Genomic DNA, 20801 nt, shown 5'->3' on the forward strand with positions numbered 1-20801 from the left:
CCGCACATGAATTCTTGCACTTACACCGGGATCCCCTGCAACAGCAAGCTGTTTGAGACATAACACAAGCTTTCCATAACAAGAACCGGTTAAAGGCTGGGCCATTCTACGTTAAATATTCCCATTACGGTCAGTTTAAACACCACCGTTGTGTGAATATTTTTTGCTAACGGGATCGACAGCCTGCGGGCCGGCAAAAAAATCCCCCTGACCGCCGTGAATGCCTTTTTCAACCAGCATCGCCCACTCTTCTTTAGTGCGAACACCGGAAGCGTATACCTTGGCCTGCGTTCCTTCGCACGCACCGATCAGGCTTTGCACAAACAGTTGATTTTCCACCCTCTTATCAATATCGCGTACCAGGCCGGGGTGAAGCTTAACCCGTTCGACCTGGAAGATTTTCAGATAAGAGGTACTGACAACTGTTAATCCGGCCTGTGAAACAGCCAGACGGCACCCCATTCCCTGCAGCAAACGAATAGCAGGGCGCAGGCGGTCAATATGTTGACAGAGATGTGCCTCCGCAAGTTCAATCAGAATCCGACTGCGCTCTCTTTTTGCACACTGCAGTAGCGTATCACGCAACCAGCGGATAAAAGAGCGCTGCAATAATGAATCAACCGTCAGGTGAAATGCCAACGTTTCGTCCGGCCAGCGGCTCAGTAACGGAATAATCTGAGAAAGCATCCGCCGGTCGTAGCTTTGCGACATTCCAAATTGCATCACCAGCGGAATAAACTCTGCCGCCAGCAACTCCTGTTCCCCATCAAAAATACGCCGCTGTACTTCACGGTGGTCCAGTTGCCCTTCCGTGGTAAAGGCCGGTTTCTGATAGAGGCGCGGACCGCCGCGCGCTAAGGTGTTTTCCAGCAGCGTGCGCCATTTAACACTCCCGCGCCCTTTCTCCGGCACTTTTCTGTCGTAAATCAGCCAGCTGTTGCTGCCCTGGAACGCCGCATTGCGGGTGGCCTGTTCGGCATAGTCCATCACCTCTTCAGGTAGCTGGCCGAAACGGTAGGTGCTGATACCTATATATAGCAGCGCGTCGCGGTCGATATTATTGGTCGTCGGCAACGCGCCGAGCGCATTGACTAACTGGGCCGCCATCACTTCCGCCTCTTTCAGTGTCCGGTGTGGCAGCAACACGGCGAAATCTGTATGGAAGTAGCGGGCCAGCAGCGCGTCGGAATAGCGCATCACAAAAGTAGAGAGAAGATTGACCATCGCCGAGCGCATTTCATCGACGGGGCGCTGTCCGTGCGTATCACGCAGGGTATCGAAATCAGGCAAACGCAGCAGCATAACTATACCGTGTGTGCCCTCCTCTTCTAACTGGGTTGCCAGTTGGTTGTCGAAAAACAGCCGGTTGCTCAGTCCGGTTTGTGAGTCCTGCTGAGCGAATGCGCGGATAAGAGTATCAACGCGGCTGCGCTGCTCACGGGCTTCACTGAGATCAGCCAGCAGTATATCAATTGCCCCGCTGGCGAAAGGAGGCCACTCGGTGATATCCCCACGGGTCAACTCATCGCGTTCGCCACGTAAAATACGTGATGCCCGCTCTTCCAGCTTCTCCAGCCCGGCGGTTTCTGCACGCAGCCAGCGGAAGCTGAGCAATACCGCGATGATCATCAACACGATTGCCACGCTGATAGTAAAGGTGGAACGCAACGACCGGGTATAAGTGCCGATAGGATCAACATAGACAATTTGCATCGACATTGACGGGTGCTGCAGCAGAGGCAAGGTCATCGTGACGTAATCGGGGTAACTGTCTCTCCACGCGCTGTGCAGATCCGGCGTTTCGCGGTAGGAATAAAGTGGGGTTTTGTGTTCAAAGATCGTCACTTCAGAGACGTCGAGCATCCGCATTGCCATCGGCATCCAGCGTTCCGCAGGCTGCGGGGAGTTCGAAAGAAGTGATTGATCGTAGATGGTCGCCAGCGCGCGTAAATGTTGTTCGGTATTTTGCTTATTCAAATAGACAAAGCTGAAGGTCACACCCAGCAACATCAACAACATTGCCAGTGCAACCAACATGGAAATGAGTGCCGCCAGTCTGTTAGTAAATCGCATCCCTGTGCCTTACCCGTTACTGTGGAAATGAATGTGGCCATCCCCGGCAAGAGCCTTTCACCGCAGGACGCCATTGAAAGGCCGCTACTATAAAACATAAGCGGCACAAGGCCGGTAACGTTTTATGCGGATCTGTGAATAAGATTCGGTTCATCAGCGGCATCGTTGTCTCATGTCAGCCCGGAAGGCGTAAGTTGCGTTATATTCATAGCATAGCAACTGAATAATCAATCAATTCAGAATTCTTATGGAGATGAGTAATGCGAGCAATTTTGTTAGAACAGAATGACGGTAAAACAGTCGCGGCCGTCGGCCAGATCAGCACAGAACAACTGCCGGCAGGCGATGTGGTAGTCGATGTTGACTGGTCCAGCCTGAATTATAAAGACGCTATGGCGATCACCGGCACGGGTAAAATTATCCGTCAGTTCCCGATGGTGCCGGGAATTGACTTCGCCGGGCGCGTCAGTAGCAGCCAGGATAAACGCTACGGCATCGGGCAACAGGTGGTCCTTACTGGCTGGGGTGTAGGCGAAACGCATTGGGGCGGTCTGGCGGAGCAGGCACGCGTTAAAGGTGACTGGTTGGTGGCCTTACCGGAAGGGCTTGATGCACGCCATGCCATGATCATTGGTACTGCCGGTTTTACGGCCATGCTCTGCGTGATGGCACTGGAAGAAGGCGGCGTACTGCCTGACAGCGGCGAGGTCATCGTCAGCGGCGCCAGCGGCGGTGTCGGCAGCACAGCGGTCACCCTGCTGGCGACGCTGGGTTACAACGTCGTCGCCATCAGCGGTCGCGCCAGCAATACCGATTATCTGACGCAGCTCGGCGCCAAACGGGTGCTGAGCCGTGAGGAGTTTAGTAAAGAAGGCCGTGCGCTGGATAAACAACTGTGGGCAGGGGCTATCGACACCGTCGGTGATCAGACCCTGGCGACGCTGCTGTCGCAAACGGTGTATGGCGGTACCGTCGCGGCCTGCGGCCTGGCGGGCGGCTATCAACTGCCTACCACCGTGATGCCTTTTATCTTGCGAAATGTGCGTCTGCAAGGCGTTGATTCGGTGATGTGTCCGCTGCACCGCCGCATGGACGCGTGGGAACGTTTGGCACAAACTTTACCGGCGTCATTCTATGAACAGGCCGCCACGGAAATCAGCCTCGAAAACGTACCTGAAACGGCGGCGGGCATCATGGCAAACACCGTCACTGGCCGAACACTGGTGAAAGTCCGCGAATAACACTGTCATAAAGTATCAGGGCATCCCTCGTGGTGCCCTTTATAAGACGCTTTTTACCTTCTCTGAAATTTCGTATTTTCCACGCCTCCCTCGCTAAATCGACGTTTACCCGCCATTCTTTAGTCATATCCATCAATAACGATAATGATTCAACACTACCGGAGCAGGTCATGAACAAACTTCGCAAACTGACCGAGGCGGATGTCACGCCGGAAAGCATTTTCCATGACCGCCGCAAAGTGTTGCAGGCTCTGGGGATCAGCGCCGCGGCGCTGGCGCTGCCACAGAACGCGAAAGCCGATGTGCTTTCTTGGTTCAAAGGTAATGATCGACCAAAAGCCCCGTCGGGTAAACCGCTCGACTTCACCAAACCGGCGGCTTATCAAAATGATTTACCGCTGACACCGGAAGACAAAGTTACCGGCTACAACAACTTTTATGAATTTGGGCTGGATAAAGCCGATCCGGCCGCCAATGCCGGTCAATTAGTTACCTCACCGTGGAAAATCGTCATTGATGGTGAGGTCGGTAAACCGATCACACTGGATATGGATGACATCATAAAACGCTTCCCGCTCGAACAACGCATCTACCGTATGCGCTGCGTCGAAGCCTGGTCGATGGTAGTGCCGTGGATTGGCTTCCAGTTAAGCAACATTATTAAGCTGGCTGAACCGAACAGTAATGCGCGGTTTGTAGCCTTTAAAACGCTGTATGACCCGGAACATATGCCGGGCCAAAAAGACCGTTTCATCGGCGGCGGACTGGATTATCCCTACGTCGAAGGTTTACGCCTTGATGAAGCGATGAACCCGCTGACCATGCTGACCGTCGGCGTCTATGGCAAAGCGCTGCCGCCGCAAAACGGCGCGCCAATCCGGCTGACCGTTCCCTGGAAATACGGTTTTAAAGGGATTAAATCCATCGTCAACATCAGCCTGACCCGCAACCAGCCGCCAACGACTTGGAATCAGATTGCCACCAATGAATACGGTTTTTATGCCAACGTGAACCCGCACGTAGACCACCCGCGCTGGTCACAGGCGACCGAACGCTTTATCGGATCTGGCGGTATTCTGGACGTAAAACGCCAGCCAACGTTGCTGTTTAATGGTTATGGCGAAGAGGTGGCATCGATGTACCGCGGGCTGGATCTGCGCACAAACTATTAATGAACACAGTAAGTTGATTCTCCGGGCAAACGGATAAGGGAACCCCTATGCGGCGTTTAAGCCTGACACAAATTAAGTGGTTGAAGGTGGCCATCCATCTGGCCGCTTTTTTGCCTTTCCTGTGGCTATTATTATCGATTAATCAGGGCTGGTTCAGTGCCGATCCCGCCAAAGACATTCAGCATTTTACCGGCAGGATGACGCTGAAATTACTGCTGGCCACCCTGCTTATCACACCGGTGGCGCGTTACGGCAAGCAGCCGCTGCTGATTCGTGTGCGCCGTCTGGTGGGTTTATGGTGTTTTGCCTGGGGAACCTTGCATCTGCTGAGTTACTCCTTCCTTGAACTCGGCATAAGCAATCTTACGCTGCTTGGCAGCGAGCTGATTTCGCGGCCTTATCTTACGCTCGGCATTATCAGTTGGATCATTCTGCTCGCGCTGGCCTGTACGTCAACAATGTGGTCTCAGCGTAAATTAGGTGGAAAGTGGCAAACGCTGCATAATTTCATTTATGTTGTCGCCATTCTGGCGCCGATTCACTATCTTTGGTCGGTGAAGATTCTGTCGCCACAACCCATCATCTATGCCGTAATTGCTGCGATATTGTTGACATTACGCTACAAAAAATTCCGTCAGTGGTTGCGATAAGCCGCGGAACTTTTCTGTGTTCTACCCCTCAAAAAACCATAGTAAAAACCCTCAGTTGAAGTCTGAGGGTTGATTATCTTCGCTGATAAGACCAGTATTTAGCTGCGAATTGCCACGATATCATTATAATGCCCGACCTCATGCTGAACAGCCGGGTTGATTTGCCGCGAAAAAGGTGACAAATCGGTGACATCAGGGTATTTTCTACAATCTTTGTCTAATTGCCGGAGATAGGCTCACAATGGCGGATAAGTTTGACATTTTGCTACTCAACGGTCCTAACCTGAATTTGTTAGGAACGCGTGAGCCTGAAACCTACGGAAGCACCACGCTCAACGATATTGTTAAAGGTTTAGAACAGCAGGCCGCAGCAGCAAATGTTGCGCTCAGCCATCTGCAATCCAACGCAGAGCATCTCCTGATCGATAGAATCCATCAGGCACGCGGAAACACCGATTTTATTTTGATCAATCCCGCAGCCTTTACCCATACCAGCGTGGCGCTGCGCGATGCGTTACTCGCAGTGCAGATCCCATTTATTGAGATCCACCTGTCAAATGTACACGCCCGCGAATCCTTCCGGCACCACTCCTATCTTTCCGATATCGCAGTGGGCGTTATCTGCGGACTTGGCGCAGATGGCTACCATTTTGCTTTACAGGCAGCGGTTAATCGCTTGTCTAAAACCCATTAATTTCTACGCAACAAGAGTACGGAATCACACCCATGGATATTCGTAAAATCAAAAAACTGATCGAACTGGTTGAAGAATCAGGCATTTCTGAACTGGAAATTTCTGAAGGCGAAGAATCAGTGCGCATCAGCCGTGCAGCTCCTGCACCGGCTTATCCTATGATGCAGCAGGCTTACGCCATGCCAATGCAACAGCAACCAGGTTTGGCTGCTGCAGTAGCACCGGCAGCGGCACCTGTTGAAGCGGCTCCGGCTGCGATCAGCGGGCATATCGTCCGTTCACCGATGGTGGGTACTTTCTACCGCACGCCAAGCCCGGACGCGAAAGCCTTCGTGGAAGTCGGCCAGAAAGTTAACGCAGGTGACACCCTGTGCATCGTTGAAGCAATGAAAATGATGAACCAAATTGAAGCAGACAAATCTGGCGTGGTTAAAGCCATTCTGGTGGAAAGCGGCCAGCCGGTTGAATTCGACGAGCCGCTGGTCGTCATCGAATAACGAGGCGTACCATGTTAGATAAAATTGTTATCGCGAACCGCGGTGAGATTGCGTTACGTATTTTGCGTGCCTGTAAAGAATTGGGCATCAAAACCGTCGCGGTCCACTCCACCGCTGACCGCGACCTGAAGCACGTACTGCTGGCAGACGAAACCGTCTGTATCGGCCCTGCCCCTTCAGTAAAAAGCTATCTGAACATCCCGGCTATCATCTCTGCGGCTGAAATCACTGGCGCGGTGGCTATCCACCCTGGCTACGGTTTCTTGTCCGAGAATGCCGATTTCGCAGAACAGGTTGAACGCTCAGGCTTCATCTTTATCGGTCCGAAAGCAGAAACGATTCGCCTGATGGGCGACAAAGTTTCTGCCATCAGTGCGATGAAAAAAGCAGGCGTCCCTTGCGTACCTGGTTCTGACGGCCCACTGGGCGACGACATGGACCTAAACCGTGCTCATGCGAAACGCATTGGCTATCCGGTGATCATCAAAGCCTCTGGTGGCGGCGGTGGTCGTGGTATGCGTGTTGTGCGTCAAGATAAAGATCTGGAACAGTCCATCACCATGACCCGTGCGGAAGCCAAAGCGGCTTTCAACAACGACATGGTTTACATGGAAAAGTACCTGGAAAACCCACGCCATATCGAAATTCAGATTTTGGCCGACGGTCAGGGCAACGCGATCTATCTGGCTGAACGTGACTGCTCAATGCAGCGTCGTCACCAGAAAGTCGTCGAAGAAGCACCAGCACCGGGCATCACGCCTGAACTGCGTCGCTACATCGGCGAGCGTTGTGCCAAAGCCTGCGTAGACATTAACTACCGCGGCGCGGGTACTTTCGAGTTCCTGTATGAAAACGGCGAGTTCTATTTCATCGAAATGAACACCCGTATTCAGGTTGAGCATCCGGTTACCGAGATGATCACCGGCGTTGACTTGATCAAAGAGCAGCTGCGTATTGCTGCCGGTCAGCCGCTGTCGATCAAACAGGATGAAGTACGCATTCAGGGCCATGCGGTCGAATGTCGTATCAATGCTGAAGACCCGAATACCTTCCTGCCAAGCCCAGGCAAGATCACCCGTTTCCATGCTCCTGGTGGTTTCGGTGTGCGCTGGGAATCGCATATTTACGCAGGCTATACCGTGCCTCCGTACTACGATTCCATGATTGGTAAACTCATCACTTACGGTGAAAGCCGTGATGTGGCGATTGCCCGCATGAAAAACGCACTGGCAGAATTGATCATCGATGGCATCAAAACCAACATTGATCTGCAAATGCGTATCATGACCGACGAAAACTTCCAGCACGGTGGCACCAACATCCACTATCTGGAAAAGAAACTCGGATTGCAGGAAACCTAAGAACGTACCCTTGCGTACTCTCTTACCAAGGCCGGATATTCCGGCCTTTTTTTCGTTTGGGACTTTAAACAATGAAGACTCAGAAAATGGATAAGCGCTTTTTACAGGCGAACAGGGAAGCCCGCTGGGCGTTTGGTTTGACGCTGGCATACTTGCTGGCGTGGTGTCTGGCGGCTTATATACCAGATGATAAACAAGGCATTACGGGTCTTCCGCACTGGTTTGAAATGGCCTGTTTGCTGGTTCCGCTGATTTTTGTATTCCTGAGCTGGTTGATGGTCCGGGTGATTTACCGCGATATTCCGCTGGAGGACAACCATGCAGACTGAAGTCTTATTGCCGCTGATCGCCTATCTGCTGCTGGTGTTCGGGCTGTCGGTCTATGCCTACACCCGCCGTCAGTCCGGGAGCTTCCTCACCGAGTACTTCCTCGGTAACCGCTCGATGGGCGGCTTCGTTTTAGCCATGACCCTGACTGCCACCTATATCAGCGCCAGTTCATTTATCGGCGGGCCGGGTGCAGCGTATAAATTTGGCCTTGGCTGGGTGCTGCTGGCGATGATCCAGTTGCCTGCCGTGTGGCTGTCACTGGGTATTCTCGGCAAGAAGTTCGCCATTCTGGCCAGACGCTACAACGCCGTGACGCTCAACGACATGCTCTATGCGCGCTATAAAAGCCGTCTGCTGGTGTGGCTGGCGAGTTTCAGCCTGCTGGTGGCGTTTCTTGGTGCCATGACCGTACAGTTCATCGGCGGTGCGCGCCTGTTGGAAACGGCGGCGGGGATTCCTTATGACACCGGCCTGTTGATTTTCGGGGTGAGTATCGCACTATACACCTCGTTTGGTGGCTTCCGTGCCAGCGTGCTCAACGACGCCATGCAGGGTCTGGTCATGTTACTCGGCACGATTTTGCTGCTGGTGGCCGTGATCCATGCGGCGGGCGGCCTGCACAGTGCGGTGGATAAACTGCAACAGATCGACCCCAAACTGCTCTCCGTGACCGGTGCCGGTGACGTGCTGTCACTGCCGTTTATGGCGTCGTTCTGGGTGCTGGTGTGCTTTGGCGTGATTGGTCTGCCGCATACCGCCGTGCGCTGTATCTCCTATAAAGACAGCAAAGCGGTTCACCGCGGCATCGTGCTTGGTACGCTGGTGGTGGCGATTTTGATGTTTGGTATGCATCTGTCAGGGGCTCTGGGCCGGGCTATTTTGCCGGATCTGAAAATCCCTGATCAGGTTATCCCGACACTGATGATCACTGTTTTGCCACCCTACGCCGCAGGGATCTTCCTGGCCGCACCGATGGCGGCAATTATGTCCACCATCAACGCCCAACTGTTGCAGTCATCGGCAACTATCGTTAAAGATCTCTACCTCGGCGTTCGCCCGGAAGAGATAACTAATGAGAAGCGCCTGAAGCGTTTCTCCAGCTGGGCGACTTTCGTGCTCGGTCTGCTGGTGTTGCTGGCCGCGTGGCGTCCACCTGAGATGATTATCTGGCTCAATTTGCTGGCCTTCGGCGGGCTGGAAGCGGTGTTCCTGTGGCCGCTGGTACTCGGGCTTTATTGGGAACGCGCCAACGCAGCAGGCGCGCTCAGCTCAATGATTGTTGGTGCGGTTTGTTATACCCTGCTTGCCAGTTTCGACCTGCATCTCGCGGGTCTGCACCCGATTGTACCGTCGCTGTTGCTCAGCCTGATGGCCTTTTACATCGGCAATAAGTTTGGCGACAGATGGGCTGAACCCGCGCTGAAGCCGTCCTGAGGGACGGCTCCATTTTTACCGCATGCTAAGAAGAGAATTGCTATGCCCTGGATCCAACTGAAAATTAACACCACCGGTAACGACGCGGAAACGCTCAGCGACGCACTTATCGAAAGTGGTGCCGTGTCTGTGACATTCCTGGACACCCATGACAACCCGGTATTTGAACCGCTACCGGGCGAAACTCTGTTATGGGGCGATACCGATGCCATAGGCCTGTATGACGCCGAAACCGATATGGTCGCTGTCGTCGCCATGCTGGAAAACGAACCGCTGCTGGGTAAAGGTTTCGCGCATAAAATTGAACAGTTAGAAGATAAAGACTGGGAGCGCGAGTGGATGGATAACTTCCACCCGATGCGTTTCGGTCAGCGCCTGTGGATTTGCCCGAGCTGGCGCGACGTGCCGGACCCGACGGCCGTCAACGTGATGCTCGACCCCGGTCTGGCATTTGGTACGGGAACGCACCCGACCACGGCGATGTGTCTGGAATGGCTCGACGGTTTAGATCTCGAAGGAAAAACCGTGATCGACTTCGGTTGCGGCTCCGGCATTCTGGCGATTGCCGCGCTGAAGCTGGGTGCGGCGCAGGCTATCGGGATCGATATCGATCCGCAGGCCATTCTGGCCAGCCGCGACAATGCGCAACGTAACGGCGTATCAGAGCGCCTGTCGCTTTATCTGCCAAAAGACCAGCCTGACAATCTTTTGGCCGACGTGGTGGTTGCCAACATCCTTGCTGGCCCGCTGCGTGAGCTGGCACCGCTTATCAGCGTATTACCGTTCACCGGTGGCCATCTTGGCCTGTCGGGTATCTTGGCCAGCCAGGCACAGGGCGTAGCAGATGCTTATGAAGCGCTGTTTGAGCTCGACCCGATTGCCGAAAAAGAAGAGTGGTGCCGTATTACCGGCATTAAAAAAGGCTAAGACTTTCCGCCCGTTTTGCCAGCTTGTAGCAGAACGGGCGGTTTCATTAATTCCTAATATCCCCCGCAATACCTTCCCGCTATACTTCTTCGCGGCTAAAAAGCCACATAAATACAATGGTTACTTTAACTACTGGCGTTGAAAGGGAAATTTCATGAAAGCTAAATTACTGGCGGTCATTCTGGCTGCATTCTGTTCTCAGGCGATGGCGCAAGAAGTGACCCATTGGTCCTATGAAGGGGAAGGAGCGCCGCAAAACTGGTCGAAACTTAACCCGGATTTTATGCTGTGTGAAAAAGGCAAAAACCAGTCACCCGTAGATATTCATGGCGCGCTTAAAACACACGCCCAGCCGCTGAATATCAGCTATAAACTGGCGCCAGACAGCATCATCAATAACGGCCACAGCATTCAGGTGAATGTGAAAGAAGGCGATGTATTGACGCTCGATGGTGAGAAATTCGTTCTGCAACAATTCCACTTCCACTCGCCAAGCGAAAATACTCTCAATGGGAAGTCCTACCCGCTGGAAGCCCATTTCGTGCATATGGATGCCGATGGCGAAATCGCCGTGGTGGCCGTGATGTTCGAAACCGGCAAGTCAAACCCGGAGCTGGAGAAGATCTGGCAACATATCCCTGCGCAGGCCGGCCAGACAGCCGCGTTAACCGAAAAGGTTGACCTGAATGGCCTGTTGCCTAAAGACCTCACCCACTACCGTTTCAGTGGCTCTCTGACCACGCCGCCCTGCACTGAAGGTGTACGCTGGTTAGTGGTAAAACAACCGATGACGGTGACTGTGCAACAACTGAACGCGTTTACGTCCGTTATGCACCATGCAAATAACCGTCCGGTGCAAAAACTCGATGGCCGGGTGATTGTCAGCGAATAATTCCTGCTTTAAACGGCGCTTTCGCTTTATTGAGAAGCGCCGCTTCCCTTCCCCCGTTTATCCCGCACACACTTTGTTATTGATTATTACTCCGGATGACTCACTTTTTAACCAAACCAAGACCTGTATCACAGAAAATTTGCGGTTATTGCTACTTAAAACAACAATTCTAACCTTAGATTCTACTGGCTTAGCGGGCATATACAGCGAGTTTTAAGGAATTTTCGCCAGCGCGCAATTTAATCAATTAACTCTAATTCACTGTTAAATATAAATAAAAGCAACTAATGGCGTTTAAATGCTTTTCTAAGAATGGATTTAGTCGGTTATTGGTTAAAGTTTGGCCTTTCATCTCACACCAAAAATGCGTAATATACGCGCCCTTGCGGACATCAGTATGGTCATTCTAAGTCTATGCGCATCGGACACCACCAGCTTACAAATTGCCTGATTGCGGCCCCAATGGCCGGTATAACAGACCGACCGTTTCGTGCCTTATGTCATGCGATGGGTGCTGGGATGGCTGTATCCGAAATGCTCTCTTCCAATCCGGAAGTGTGGCGGACGGACAAGTCAAGATTGCGCATGGTGCATAACGATGAACCGGGTATCCGAGCCGTGCAAATTGCCGGTTGTGATCCCGAAGATATGGCGGCTGCCGCCCGAATTAATGTGGCGAGCGGTGCGCAGATCATTGACATCAATATGGGTTGCCCGGCCAAGAAAGTGAACCGCAAACTGGCAGGATCTGCCTTGTTGCAGTATCCGGATTTGGTCAAACAGATCCTCTCTGCCGTTGTGAATGCGGTAGATGTGCCAGTCACGTTGAAAATTCGTACTGGTTGGGCACCGGAACACCGTAACTGTGTACAAATTGCCCAATTGGCTGAAGACTGTGGAATTCAGGCCCTGACAATTCATGGCCGAACCCGTGCCTGTCTCTTCAATGGAGAGGCGGAGTACGACAGTATTCGGACAGTTAAGCAGAGTGTTTCCATTCCGATTATCGCGAATGGCGACATAACTGACCCGCATAAAGCCAGGGCAGTACTCGACTACACCGGAGCTGATGCTCTGATGATTGGACGTGCTGCTCAGGGGAGACCCTGGATCTTCCGGGAAATCCAGCATTATCTGGACACAGGGGAACTGTTACCACCGCCACCAATTGGGGAGGTTCAGCACTTGTTGTTAGGGCATATACGGGAATTGCACGACTTTTATGGTCAAGGCAAAGGATTCCGTATCGCCCGTAAGCACGTTTCTTGGTATCTCCATGAACATGCCCCGAATGACCAGTTTCGGCGCTCCTTCAACGCCATAGAGGATGCCAGCGAACAGCTGGAGGCGTTGGAAGCATATTTCGAAAATCTTGCGTAACAAAAAAGAGCTGACAGAACTATGTTCGAACAACGCGTGAATTCTGATGTACTGACCGTTTCTACCGTTAATTCTCAGGATCAGGTTACCCAAAAGCCCCTGCGTGACTCGGTAAAACAAGCACTTAAGGGCTATTTTGCTCAATTAAACGGTCAGGACGTCAATGACCTGTATGAGTTGGTATTGGCTGAAGTTGAACAGCCACTGTTAGACATGGTGATGCAGTACACCCGTGGCAACCAGACTCGTGCGGCCCTGATGATGGGTATCAACCGCGGTACGCTGCGTAAGAAATTGAAAAAATACGGCATGAACTGATACTAGTCATTACTGTGTTGATAAAAGGCGCTTTTCCGCAAGGGGAGCGCCTTTTTTGTTGGTCAATTTCTAAGGCAAAAGCCCGAATCAAAAAGCAGGTGAGAATAAATTGCTCAAAACCTAACCCAGATCAACCGGAATGAGAATAATTCCACCTTCTATTCCGTGAATACGTCATAACCTAAGAGGACAAAAAAACACCTCTGGGGTACTCCTATGTTGCACAAAACTATCACCCGTTTTAACGCGGCTCTGCATAAACCGGATCTGGCTAGCCTGCTGTTACGCCTGACCTTCGGTCTGCTGATATTTCATGGCTGGCATAAACTGCATGGCGGCATCGGCGGCATTCAGGCCATGCTGGCGGCTCATGGCATTCCGGGATTTGTTGGGTACGGCGTACTGGTGGGTGAATGCATCGCGCCCATCATGATCATTCTCGGTATTTTCACCCGCCCCGCCGCGCTGGTTGCCGCCGTCACTATGTTGGTGGCCTGGTTGCTGGTTGGCATCGGGCATACGTTTGAACTGACGTCGACAGGCGCATGGGCCATTGAGGATATCGTCTATTACTTCATGGTGGCGGTTGTTATTGCGCTACTGGGTTGCGGACGTTATTCCGTCATGAAGAATCCGTTATACCGCTAATTCTGCCGGAAATACGCCTTCTTCGGCAGGCGTATTTCCTTTTGCAAAAAAGCATTTCGCATGCGAAAAGTTGTGTAAATTTCACTCAACAGCGTTAGCTAAGCCCCTCTTTATCAATGCTTTTAAAAGATGTTCAAAAATAGACATTAAATAGTGAGGTTATCGGACGATCCCCCACTCCGGATTGTCATTGGAGCGTGATATACTTCACATCAAGAGTCGTTCTCGCCCCGCTCATCGCCTACGGAAAGTCATTAGCAATGCGATCCCGCCTTTTAGAGTAAAGATTGCGTCAAGTCCGGTGTCGTTCAAAACATTTACCCGCAGACGTTGTCCAAATCTTTGACATACAATCCGTATCGCTGTTGAGCTTTCTCTTTATGCGGTACCTCAGAATCTTAAATACCGATGATTGAGCTTATATGACATCACCGTCCCGCTTTCGCGCATCATTCTTGCATCCCCGTTACTGGCTGACATGGTTCGGTCTGGGCGTTCTTTTCCTGCTTGTGCAACTGCCTTATCCCGTGCTTTATCGCCTCGGTAACTGGCTGGGCCGCACCTCAATGCGTTTTCTGAAACGTCGTGTGTCTATCACCCGCCGTAATCTTGAGCTGTGTTTCCCTAACCTCAATGAAGCGCAGATTGAACACCGCATCGTCAGCAATTTTGAATCTCTGGGTATGGGTTTACTGGAAACCGGTATGGCCTGGTTCTGGTCGGATACGCGGGTGAAACGCTGGTTTGATGTCAGCGGGCTGAATAACCTCAAAAGAGCTCAGCAGGACAACAAAGGCGTACTCGTCATTGGTATTCACTTTATGTCACTGGAACTGGGTGGCCGTGCAATGGGCCTGTGCCAGCCAATGATGGCGATGTACCGCCCTCACAACAATAAAGCGATGGAATTTGTCCAGACCTGGGGCCGGATGCGTTCCAACAAAGCCATGCTCGATCGCAAAGATCTGCGCGGTATGGTTCATGCGCTGAAAAAAGGGGAAGCCGTCTGGTTTGCCCCCGATCAGGACTACGGCCCGCGCGGCAGCGTGTTCGCACCGCTGTTTGCGGTTGATCAGGCCGCGACCACCAGCGGGACTTACATGCTGGCGCGTCTGGCAAAACCTGCGCTGGTCACCGTCGTGTTGATCCGTAAAGAGAAAGCCAAAGGCTATGATCTGGTGATCCAGCCCGCCCTGAAAGATTACCCAATCGACGATGAAATGGCGGCTGCGGCTTACATGAACCGCGTCGTCGAAAAAGAGATCATGCGTGCGCCCGACCAGTATCTCTGGCTGCATCGCCGCTTCAAAACACGCCCGGACGGTGCCCCGTCGCTCTATCTGTAATCAATTGATGATCAAATGAAAAAGCCTGACCAAAACGTCGGGCTTTTTTATGTCCGCGATGCAGCAGCACCGCATCATCGAAATCCTTCATGGTCCGATGAAAATTATTCTCACGACGCTGACTTAACTTTTCTATAACATCTGCTTTTACCTGCCCAGGAGAGAAGTGATGAGTAAGCAAATCCGTCTGGCGTTGGTCGGGGATCACAACCCCGCTATCCTTGCCCACCAGGCTATTCCGCTCGCAATAAACCTTGCTGCACAAGAGTTTGACCTTGATATCCATACCCTCTGGCTTGCCACCGAAACCCTTGATGACGCTCTGCCATTAAACGATTTCGATGCCTTCTGGTGTGTACCGGGTAGCCCTTATATCTCGACCGAAGGGGCGCTGAGCGCCATCCGTTTTGCCCGCGAAAATCACAAACCTTTCCTCGGTACCTGTGGCGGATTCCAGCACACAATCATCGAGTATGCCCGCAACGTTATGGACTGGCAGGACGCGGGCCACGGCGAAACGGATACCGAAGGGCGTCTGGTCATTGCGCCACTGGCCTGTGAAATGGTGGAGAAAAAAGCGGGGATCCGGCTGGTTGCCGACAGCATTCCCGCACGCTCCTACGGCACTTTAGAGGTAGAAGAGGGTTATCACTGCCGCTATGGCATCAACCCTGAGTTTCAGGCGGCACTGGAAGCGCAACCGCTGCGCATGGTCGGCCACGATCACGCCGGTGAGATCCGTGCCGTAGAACTCCCCGGTCATCCGTTCTTTGTTGCCACACTGTTCCAGCCAGAACGCGCGGCGCTGAAAGGTCAGCTTCCCCCGCTGGTAGCTGCATTGATTCAGGCCGCAATAAAAACACAATAAAACGATGTCCACTCTCAGACCGCCCGGCCTGAGAGTTTTTAGATCTCCCCACAGTTAACCATCACCTAACGATGCAATAACATTCACATTACATAACCCACATTGAGATCCAGTTCCAAATAGTGAAATAAGCCGCACCGCTTTATTGCAGCCATATTGACCACGCACCGGATTGGGGCAATAAATCCTGTAGCGCCTATCAATGTTACTGTGCAATACCCTTCCGGTACTTGATTGATGAGCGTTTTACATGTTGGCACTCCCCTTGCAATAACCCGTGCAGAGGGCAATGCCCCATAAACAGACAGGGTGCTCCATGCACTCATACAATAATAATTTTCGGTTTTGTCTCACAGGACGATTTATGAAAAAAATACTGCTCTCAACACTGATTGCCGCAGCGAGTTTTGCCACTTTGGCTGGTCAGGCACATGCAGGCACAACGCTGGATGCTGTGAAGAAGAAAGGATTTGTCCAATGTGGGATCAGCGATGGTTTACCTGGTTTCTCTTACGCTGACTCAAAAGGGAAATTTACCGGCATCGACGTTGATGTTTGCCGTGCTATCGCCGCGGCCGTTTTTGGTGATGCAGAAAAAGTAAAATACACCCCGCTTACCGCGAAAGAGCGCTTCACCGCGCTGCAATCGGGCGAAGTGGATATCCTGTCACGTAACACCACCTGGACCTCCTCTCGCGACGCAGGCATGGGCATGATCTTCGCTGGCGTGAACTACTACGACGGCATCGGCTTCCTGACGCACAAGAAAGCCGATCTCAAAAGCGCGAAAGAGCTCGATGGCGCCACCGTATGTATTCAGGCAGGGACGGATACCGAACTGAACGTCGCCGACTACTTCAAAGCCAACAAAATGACCTATACACCGGTCACCTTCGACCGCTCCGATGAAAGTGCCAAGGCGCTGGACTCCGGGCGTTGCGACACCCTCGCCTCTGACCAGTCTCAGCTCTATGCACTGCGCATTAAACTCGGTAAGCCGGATGACTTCATCGTGTTGCCGGAAGTGATCTCCAAAGAGCCTCTGGGACCGGTGGTTCGCCGTGGGGATGAAGACTGGCTGGAAGTCGTGCGCTGGTCGTTGTACGCCATGCTGAATGCCGAAGAGATGGGCGTGACCTCGCAAAACGTTGAGCAGTTGGCTGCTAACCCTACCACGCCGGACATGAGCAACCTGCTGGGTAAAACCGGTAAATATGGTGAAGATCTGAAGCTTCCTAACGACTGGGTAGTGAAAATCGTTAAACAAGTCGGTAACTACGGCGAAAGCTTCGACCGCAACGTGGGCGCGGGCAGCGAATTGAAAATTAAACGTGGTCAGAATGCTCTCTGGAATCAGGGCGGGATTCAATACGCACCACCTGTCCGCTAAATACCCCTTTTTACTGACGTAGATGAAATAAGTAAATGTTTAAGGTTTTGATGCACCGGCCGTTCCCCGGTGCATCACTTCCAGATGAAAGATTGCAAAAGGCCATTTCCTATGTCGCAACGCCCAACCGCAAAAAGGTCGTTCTCGCTTACCAATCCGGCGGTCCGTGCCTGGCTTTACCAAATTTTGGCGGTGGTGTTGCTGGTTGCCTGTCTGGGCTACCTCCTGCACAACACCATTACCAACCTGACCACACGGGGCATCACCTCGGGCTTTGATTTCCTCAGCAGAGGTGCCGGTTTCGGCATCATCCAGCATCTTATCGACTATCAGGAGGGTGACACCTACGCACGCGTTTTCGTTATCGGCCTGCTCAACACATTATTGGTTTCAGCGCTGTGTATCGTGTTTGCCTCGATACTCGGCTTTATCATCGGCCTCGGACGGTTGTCGGATAACTGGCTGATCCGTAAAGTCTCCACCGTTTACATCGAGATTTTCCGCAACATCCCACCGCTGTTGCAGATCTTCTTCTGGTATTTCGCCGTCCTGCGCAACCTGCCGGGCCCGCGTCAAAGCCTTGAAGCTTTCGGCGTGGCATTCGTCAGCAACCGCGGGCTCTATCTGCCGTCACCTGAACTGGCGTCCGGCAGCCTGGCCAGCGGTATTGCCCTGCTGCTGGCAGTACTTGGCATTTGGGCCCTGCGCCGTTACAACCACTTCAGGCAGATCCATACCGGCCGAGTCTGGCGTCTCTGGCCCTGGGCGATTGCTATGCTGGTGGTTTTTCCGGCTCTGGCACATCTGTTCTTCGGTCCTGCGCTACACTGGGATATCCCAGCGCTACACGGCTTTAACTTCCGTGGCGGCATGGTGCTGATTCCTGAACTGGCCTCGCTGACGCTGGCGCTGTCGGTCTACACCTCTACGTTTATTGCTGAAGTGATTCGCTCCGGTATTCAGTCCGTTTCCCACGGTCAGCATGAGGCGGCCCGCTCGCTCGGCCTGCCCAATCCGGTCACGCTGCGACAGGTGATTTTGCCGCAGGCGATGCGGGTGATCATTCCACCGCTGACCAGCCAATATCTCAACATCGTTAAAAACTCCTCGCTGGCGGCTGCTATCGGTTACCCGGACATGGTGTCGCTGTTTGCCGGTACGGTGCTCAACCAGACCGGGCAGGCGATTGAAACCATTGCGATCACCATGTCGGTCTATCTGATCATCAGTCTGGCGATTTCGTTCTTAATGAACATCTACAATCGGCGTATCGCGCTGGTCGAACGTTAAGGGAAACGAATGACGATGAGCACACTTCCCCATCCTTTACGGGTTGCGAAGCCCGGTACGCCAGCCGGCACCGCCGTGCTGTGGGCGCGTAAAAATCTCTTCTCCAGCTGGTTTAACAGCCTGCTGACGATCTTCTGTTTATGGCTGCTGTGGGTGGTCATTCCTCCCCTGCTCAACTGGGTATTCTTGCAGGCGAACTGGGTGGGCACGACCCGCGCTGACTGCACCAAACAGGGTGCGTGTTGGGTATTTGTCCATGCCCGTTTCGGCCAGTTTATGTATGGTTTATACCCGTTTGAAGAACGCTGGCGCATCAACCTGACGCTCATCGTCGGGCTGCTGACGCTGATACCGATGTTTGTGCGCTCCATGCCGCGCCGCGGGCGGTACATCACTGCTTGGATCATTCTGTTCCCCGTCTTCACCTGGTTCATGTTGTATGGAGGATTCTTTGGCCTGCCGGTAGTGGAAACCCGCCAGTGGGGCGGCCTGACGCTGACGCTGATTATCGCCGCCGTTGGGATAGCCGGTGCGTTGCCGCTGGGTATTTTACTGGCCCTGGCGCGGCGCTCTCGCTTACCCATCGTGCGTGTGCTGTCGGTGATTTTCATTGAGTTCTGGCGCGGCGTACCGCTCATCACCGTGCTGTTTATGTCCTCAGTGATGTTGCCGCTGTTTATGCACGAAGGGACCAATATCGACAAACTGGTGCGTGCGCTGGTTGGGGTGATTCTCTTCCAGTCAGCCTACGTGGCGGAAGTGGTACGTGGTGGCTTACAGGCGTTGCCGAAAGGCCAGACGGAGGCCGCAGAATCACTGGCGCTCGGCTACTGGAGAACCCAGGGGCTGGTCATTTTGCCGCAGGCATTGAAGATGGTGATACCCGGTCTGGTGAACACCATTATCGCGCTGTTTAAGGACACCAGTCTGGTGATCATCATCGGTCTGTTTGACCTTTTCAGCAGCGTACAGCAAGCCACCGTCGATCCCGCATGGCTCGGTATGTCGACCGAAGGCTACGTCTTCGCCGCTGCCGTTTATTGGATTTTCTGTTTCAGCATGTCGCGTTATAGCCAACATTTGGAAAGACGCTTTCACACCGGACGTTCCGCACACTGAGGTAAATCATGAGCGACCATCAAGTCACCGCATCTAAAAAAATGATGATCACGCTGGAAGACGTGAATAAGTGGTACGGACAATTCCACGTATTGAAAAACATTAACCTGAGCGTGAAATCCGGCGAACGCATTGTGCTGTGCGGCCCGTCCGGCTCAGGGAAATCCACCACCATCCGCTGCATCAACCATCTGGAAGAGCACCAGCAGGGGCGCATCGTGGTGGACGGCACCGAACTCAATGATGACCTGCGCAACATCGAACGCGTGCGCACCGAAGTCGGCATGGTATTTCAGCATTTCAATCTGTTCCCACATCTGACGGTATTGCAGAACTGCACACTGGCGCCAAGCTGGGTACGAAAAATGCCGAAAAAAGAGGCCGAAGAGTTGGCTATGCATTATCTGAAGCGGGTTCGTATTGCTGAACATGCACACAAGTTCCCTGGCCAGCTTTCCGGCGGCCAGCAGCAGCGCGTCGCCATCGCCCGCTCGTTATGTATGAAGCCGAAAATCATGCTGTTCGATGAACCAACCTCAGCGCTGGATCCGGAGATGGTTAAAGAGGTGCTTGATACCATGATCGGTTTGGCCGAAGAAGGCATGACCATGTTGTGCGTAACGCATGAGATGGGATTTGCGCGCACGGTAGCCGACCGGGTGATCTTTATGGATCGCGGGGAGATCGTTGAGGAGGCGCCTCCGCTGGAGTTCTTTGCCGCGCCGAAGTCAGCGAGGACAAGGGAGTTTCTTTCGCAGGTTATCCATTAAACATGGCGATGTGCGGGCGCTTTTAAATTCCAAACCTTGGGATGGGCGTGTTTCAGGTACCGCTGTGATAGCCGCAAAATGCCGCCTCGACATTTTAGAAGATAAACACAGTCTGGATTTTGAATTTAGCAAAGCTTCGGCCACGTTGAAAACGACGTCGAGGGAGAGGCGCAAAAACGCGCGGGGGTTTGTGCGGGTTGGAGCCCGAACTGAGAGTACCGCGCAGCGGCGGAGTTTGCGGCTATCACAGCGGTACCTGAAACACGGCCATTGTGACCAGCGTAGCTACGGAAGCCTCATAAAAAGGCGCGGGATGTCCAGAAGGGCCGCGCCTACGGTCCTTCTGGGCGGGTGTGGGCAGCAGGCCCACGACCTTGACTTTAAGGCCGGTTTGGGTGGCA

Annotated in this window: 20 protein-coding genes; 19 read left to right on the forward strand and 1 reads right to left on the reverse strand. The window is 52.9% G+C overall.

All coding sequences use genetic code 11. The annotated features are described in order from the left end of the window. Positions 1–135: 135 nt before the first annotated feature. A complete protein-coding gene (gene csrD / locus ACZRKO_RS14840; protein WP_463738007.1) occupies positions 136–2073 on the reverse strand; it encodes an RNase E specificity factor CsrD in 1938 nt (645 codons plus the stop codon). 260 nt (positions 2074–2333) lie between these two features. Here csrD and acuI point away from each other — a divergent pair, with 260 nt between their 5' ends. The 19 genes from acuI (at position 2334) to ACZRKO_RS14935 (ending at position 20400) form a co-directional block, all read left to right on the forward strand. After that, complete coding sequence (gene acuI, locus ACZRKO_RS14845; RefSeq protein ID WP_463738008.1) at positions 2334–3314, forward strand: acrylyl-CoA reductase (NADPH); 981 nt, start codon at positions 2334–2336, stop codon at positions 3312–3314. Between the two features lie 170 nt (positions 3315–3484). Next, positions 3485–4486, forward strand: coding sequence for a protein-methionine-sulfoxide reductase catalytic subunit MsrP (gene msrP / locus ACZRKO_RS14850; RefSeq protein ID WP_463738009.1), 1002 nt, complete (start codon positions 3485–3487; stop codon positions 4484–4486). A gap of 47 nt (positions 4487–4533) precedes the next feature. Continuing rightward, positions 4534–5136 carry a protein-methionine-sulfoxide reductase heme-binding subunit MsrQ gene (msrQ, locus tag ACZRKO_RS14855; protein WP_463738010.1) on the forward strand — a complete coding sequence of 201 codons (603 nt, stop codon included), beginning with the start codon at positions 4534–4536 and terminating at the stop codon, positions 5134–5136. A 241-nt stretch (positions 5137–5377) separates the two neighbouring features. Then, positions 5378–5830 carry a type II 3-dehydroquinate dehydratase gene (aroQ, locus tag ACZRKO_RS14860; RefSeq protein ID WP_463738011.1) on the forward strand — a complete coding sequence of 151 codons (453 nt, stop codon included), beginning with the start codon at positions 5378–5380 and terminating at the stop codon, positions 5828–5830. A 32-nt stretch (positions 5831–5862) separates the two neighbouring features. Next, positions 5863–6327, forward strand: coding sequence for an acetyl-CoA carboxylase biotin carboxyl carrier protein (gene accB / locus ACZRKO_RS14865; RefSeq protein WP_463738012.1), 465 nt, complete (start codon positions 5863–5865; stop codon positions 6325–6327). Between the two features lie 11 nt (positions 6328–6338). Then, on the forward strand, positions 6339–7688 hold the full coding sequence (gene accC, locus ACZRKO_RS14870) for an acetyl-CoA carboxylase biotin carboxylase subunit (RefSeq protein ID WP_463738013.1): 1350 nt from the start codon (positions 6339–6341) through the stop codon (positions 7686–7688). A gap of 86 nt (positions 7689–7774) precedes the next feature. Continuing rightward, positions 7775–8017 (forward strand): YhdT family protein, encoded by a 243-nt coding sequence (locus tag ACZRKO_RS14875; RefSeq protein WP_463738113.1) that lies wholly within the window; start codon positions 7775–7777, stop codon positions 8015–8017. Then, a complete protein-coding gene (gene panF / locus ACZRKO_RS14880; RefSeq protein ID WP_463738014.1) occupies positions 8007–9452 on the forward strand; it encodes a sodium/pantothenate symporter in 1446 nt (481 codons plus the stop codon). The genes ACZRKO_RS14875 and panF overlap by 11 nt, the downstream gene beginning before the upstream one ends. 42 nt (positions 9453–9494) lie before the next feature. Continuing rightward, on the forward strand, positions 9495–10379 hold the full coding sequence (gene prmA, locus ACZRKO_RS14885) for a 50S ribosomal protein L11 methyltransferase (RefSeq protein WP_463738015.1): 885 nt from the start codon (positions 9495–9497) through the stop codon (positions 10377–10379). 154 nt (positions 10380–10533) lie between these two features. Further along, positions 10534–11271 carry a carbonic anhydrase gene (locus ACZRKO_RS14890; RefSeq protein ID WP_463738016.1) on the forward strand — a complete coding sequence of 246 codons (738 nt, stop codon included), beginning with the start codon at positions 10534–10536 and terminating at the stop codon, positions 11269–11271. A gap of 414 nt (positions 11272–11685) precedes the next feature. Next, positions 11686–12651, forward strand: coding sequence for a tRNA dihydrouridine synthase DusB (dusB, locus tag ACZRKO_RS14895; protein WP_463738017.1), 966 nt, complete (start codon positions 11686–11688; stop codon positions 12649–12651). 21 nt (positions 12652–12672) lie between these two features. After that, entirely contained in the window at positions 12673–12969 is a 297-nt protein-coding gene (gene fis, locus ACZRKO_RS14900) for a DNA-binding transcriptional regulator Fis (protein WP_004097144.1), read from the forward strand. A gap of 216 nt (positions 12970–13185) precedes the next feature. Then, complete coding sequence (locus tag ACZRKO_RS14905) at positions 13186–13617, forward strand: DoxX family protein (RefSeq protein WP_463738018.1); 432 nt, start codon at positions 13186–13188, stop codon at positions 13615–13617. 422 nt (positions 13618–14039) lie between these two features. Continuing rightward, on the forward strand, positions 14040–14963 hold the full coding sequence (gene lpxP / locus ACZRKO_RS14910) for a kdo(2)-lipid IV(A) palmitoleoyltransferase (protein WP_463738019.1): 924 nt from the start codon (positions 14040–14042) through the stop codon (positions 14961–14963). 169 nt (positions 14964–15132) lie between these two features. After that, positions 15133–15831: a CTP synthase C-terminal region-related (seleno)protein gene (locus tag ACZRKO_RS14915; protein ID WP_463738020.1), complete on the forward strand. Its 699-nt coding sequence runs from the start codon at positions 15133–15135 to the stop codon at positions 15829–15831. Between the two features lie 364 nt (positions 15832–16195). Next, positions 16196–17221, forward strand: coding sequence for an amino acid ABC transporter substrate-binding protein (locus ACZRKO_RS14920; RefSeq protein ID WP_463738021.1), 1026 nt, complete (start codon positions 16196–16198; stop codon positions 17219–17221). 111 nt (positions 17222–17332) lie between these two features. Continuing rightward, entirely contained in the window at positions 17333–18511 is a 1179-nt protein-coding gene (locus ACZRKO_RS14925; protein WP_463738022.1) for an amino acid ABC transporter permease, read from the forward strand. A 9-nt stretch (positions 18512–18520) separates the two neighbouring features. Next, entirely contained in the window at positions 18521–19630 is a 1110-nt protein-coding gene (locus tag ACZRKO_RS14930) for an amino acid ABC transporter permease (protein WP_463738023.1), read from the forward strand. A gap of 8 nt (positions 19631–19638) precedes the next feature. Beyond that, entirely contained in the window at positions 19639–20400 is a 762-nt protein-coding gene (locus ACZRKO_RS14935) for an amino acid ABC transporter ATP-binding protein (RefSeq protein WP_463738024.1), read from the forward strand. Positions 20401–20801 lie beyond the last annotated feature (401 nt).

The sequence above is a fragment of the Ewingella sp. C233 genome, assembly GCF_055407225.1.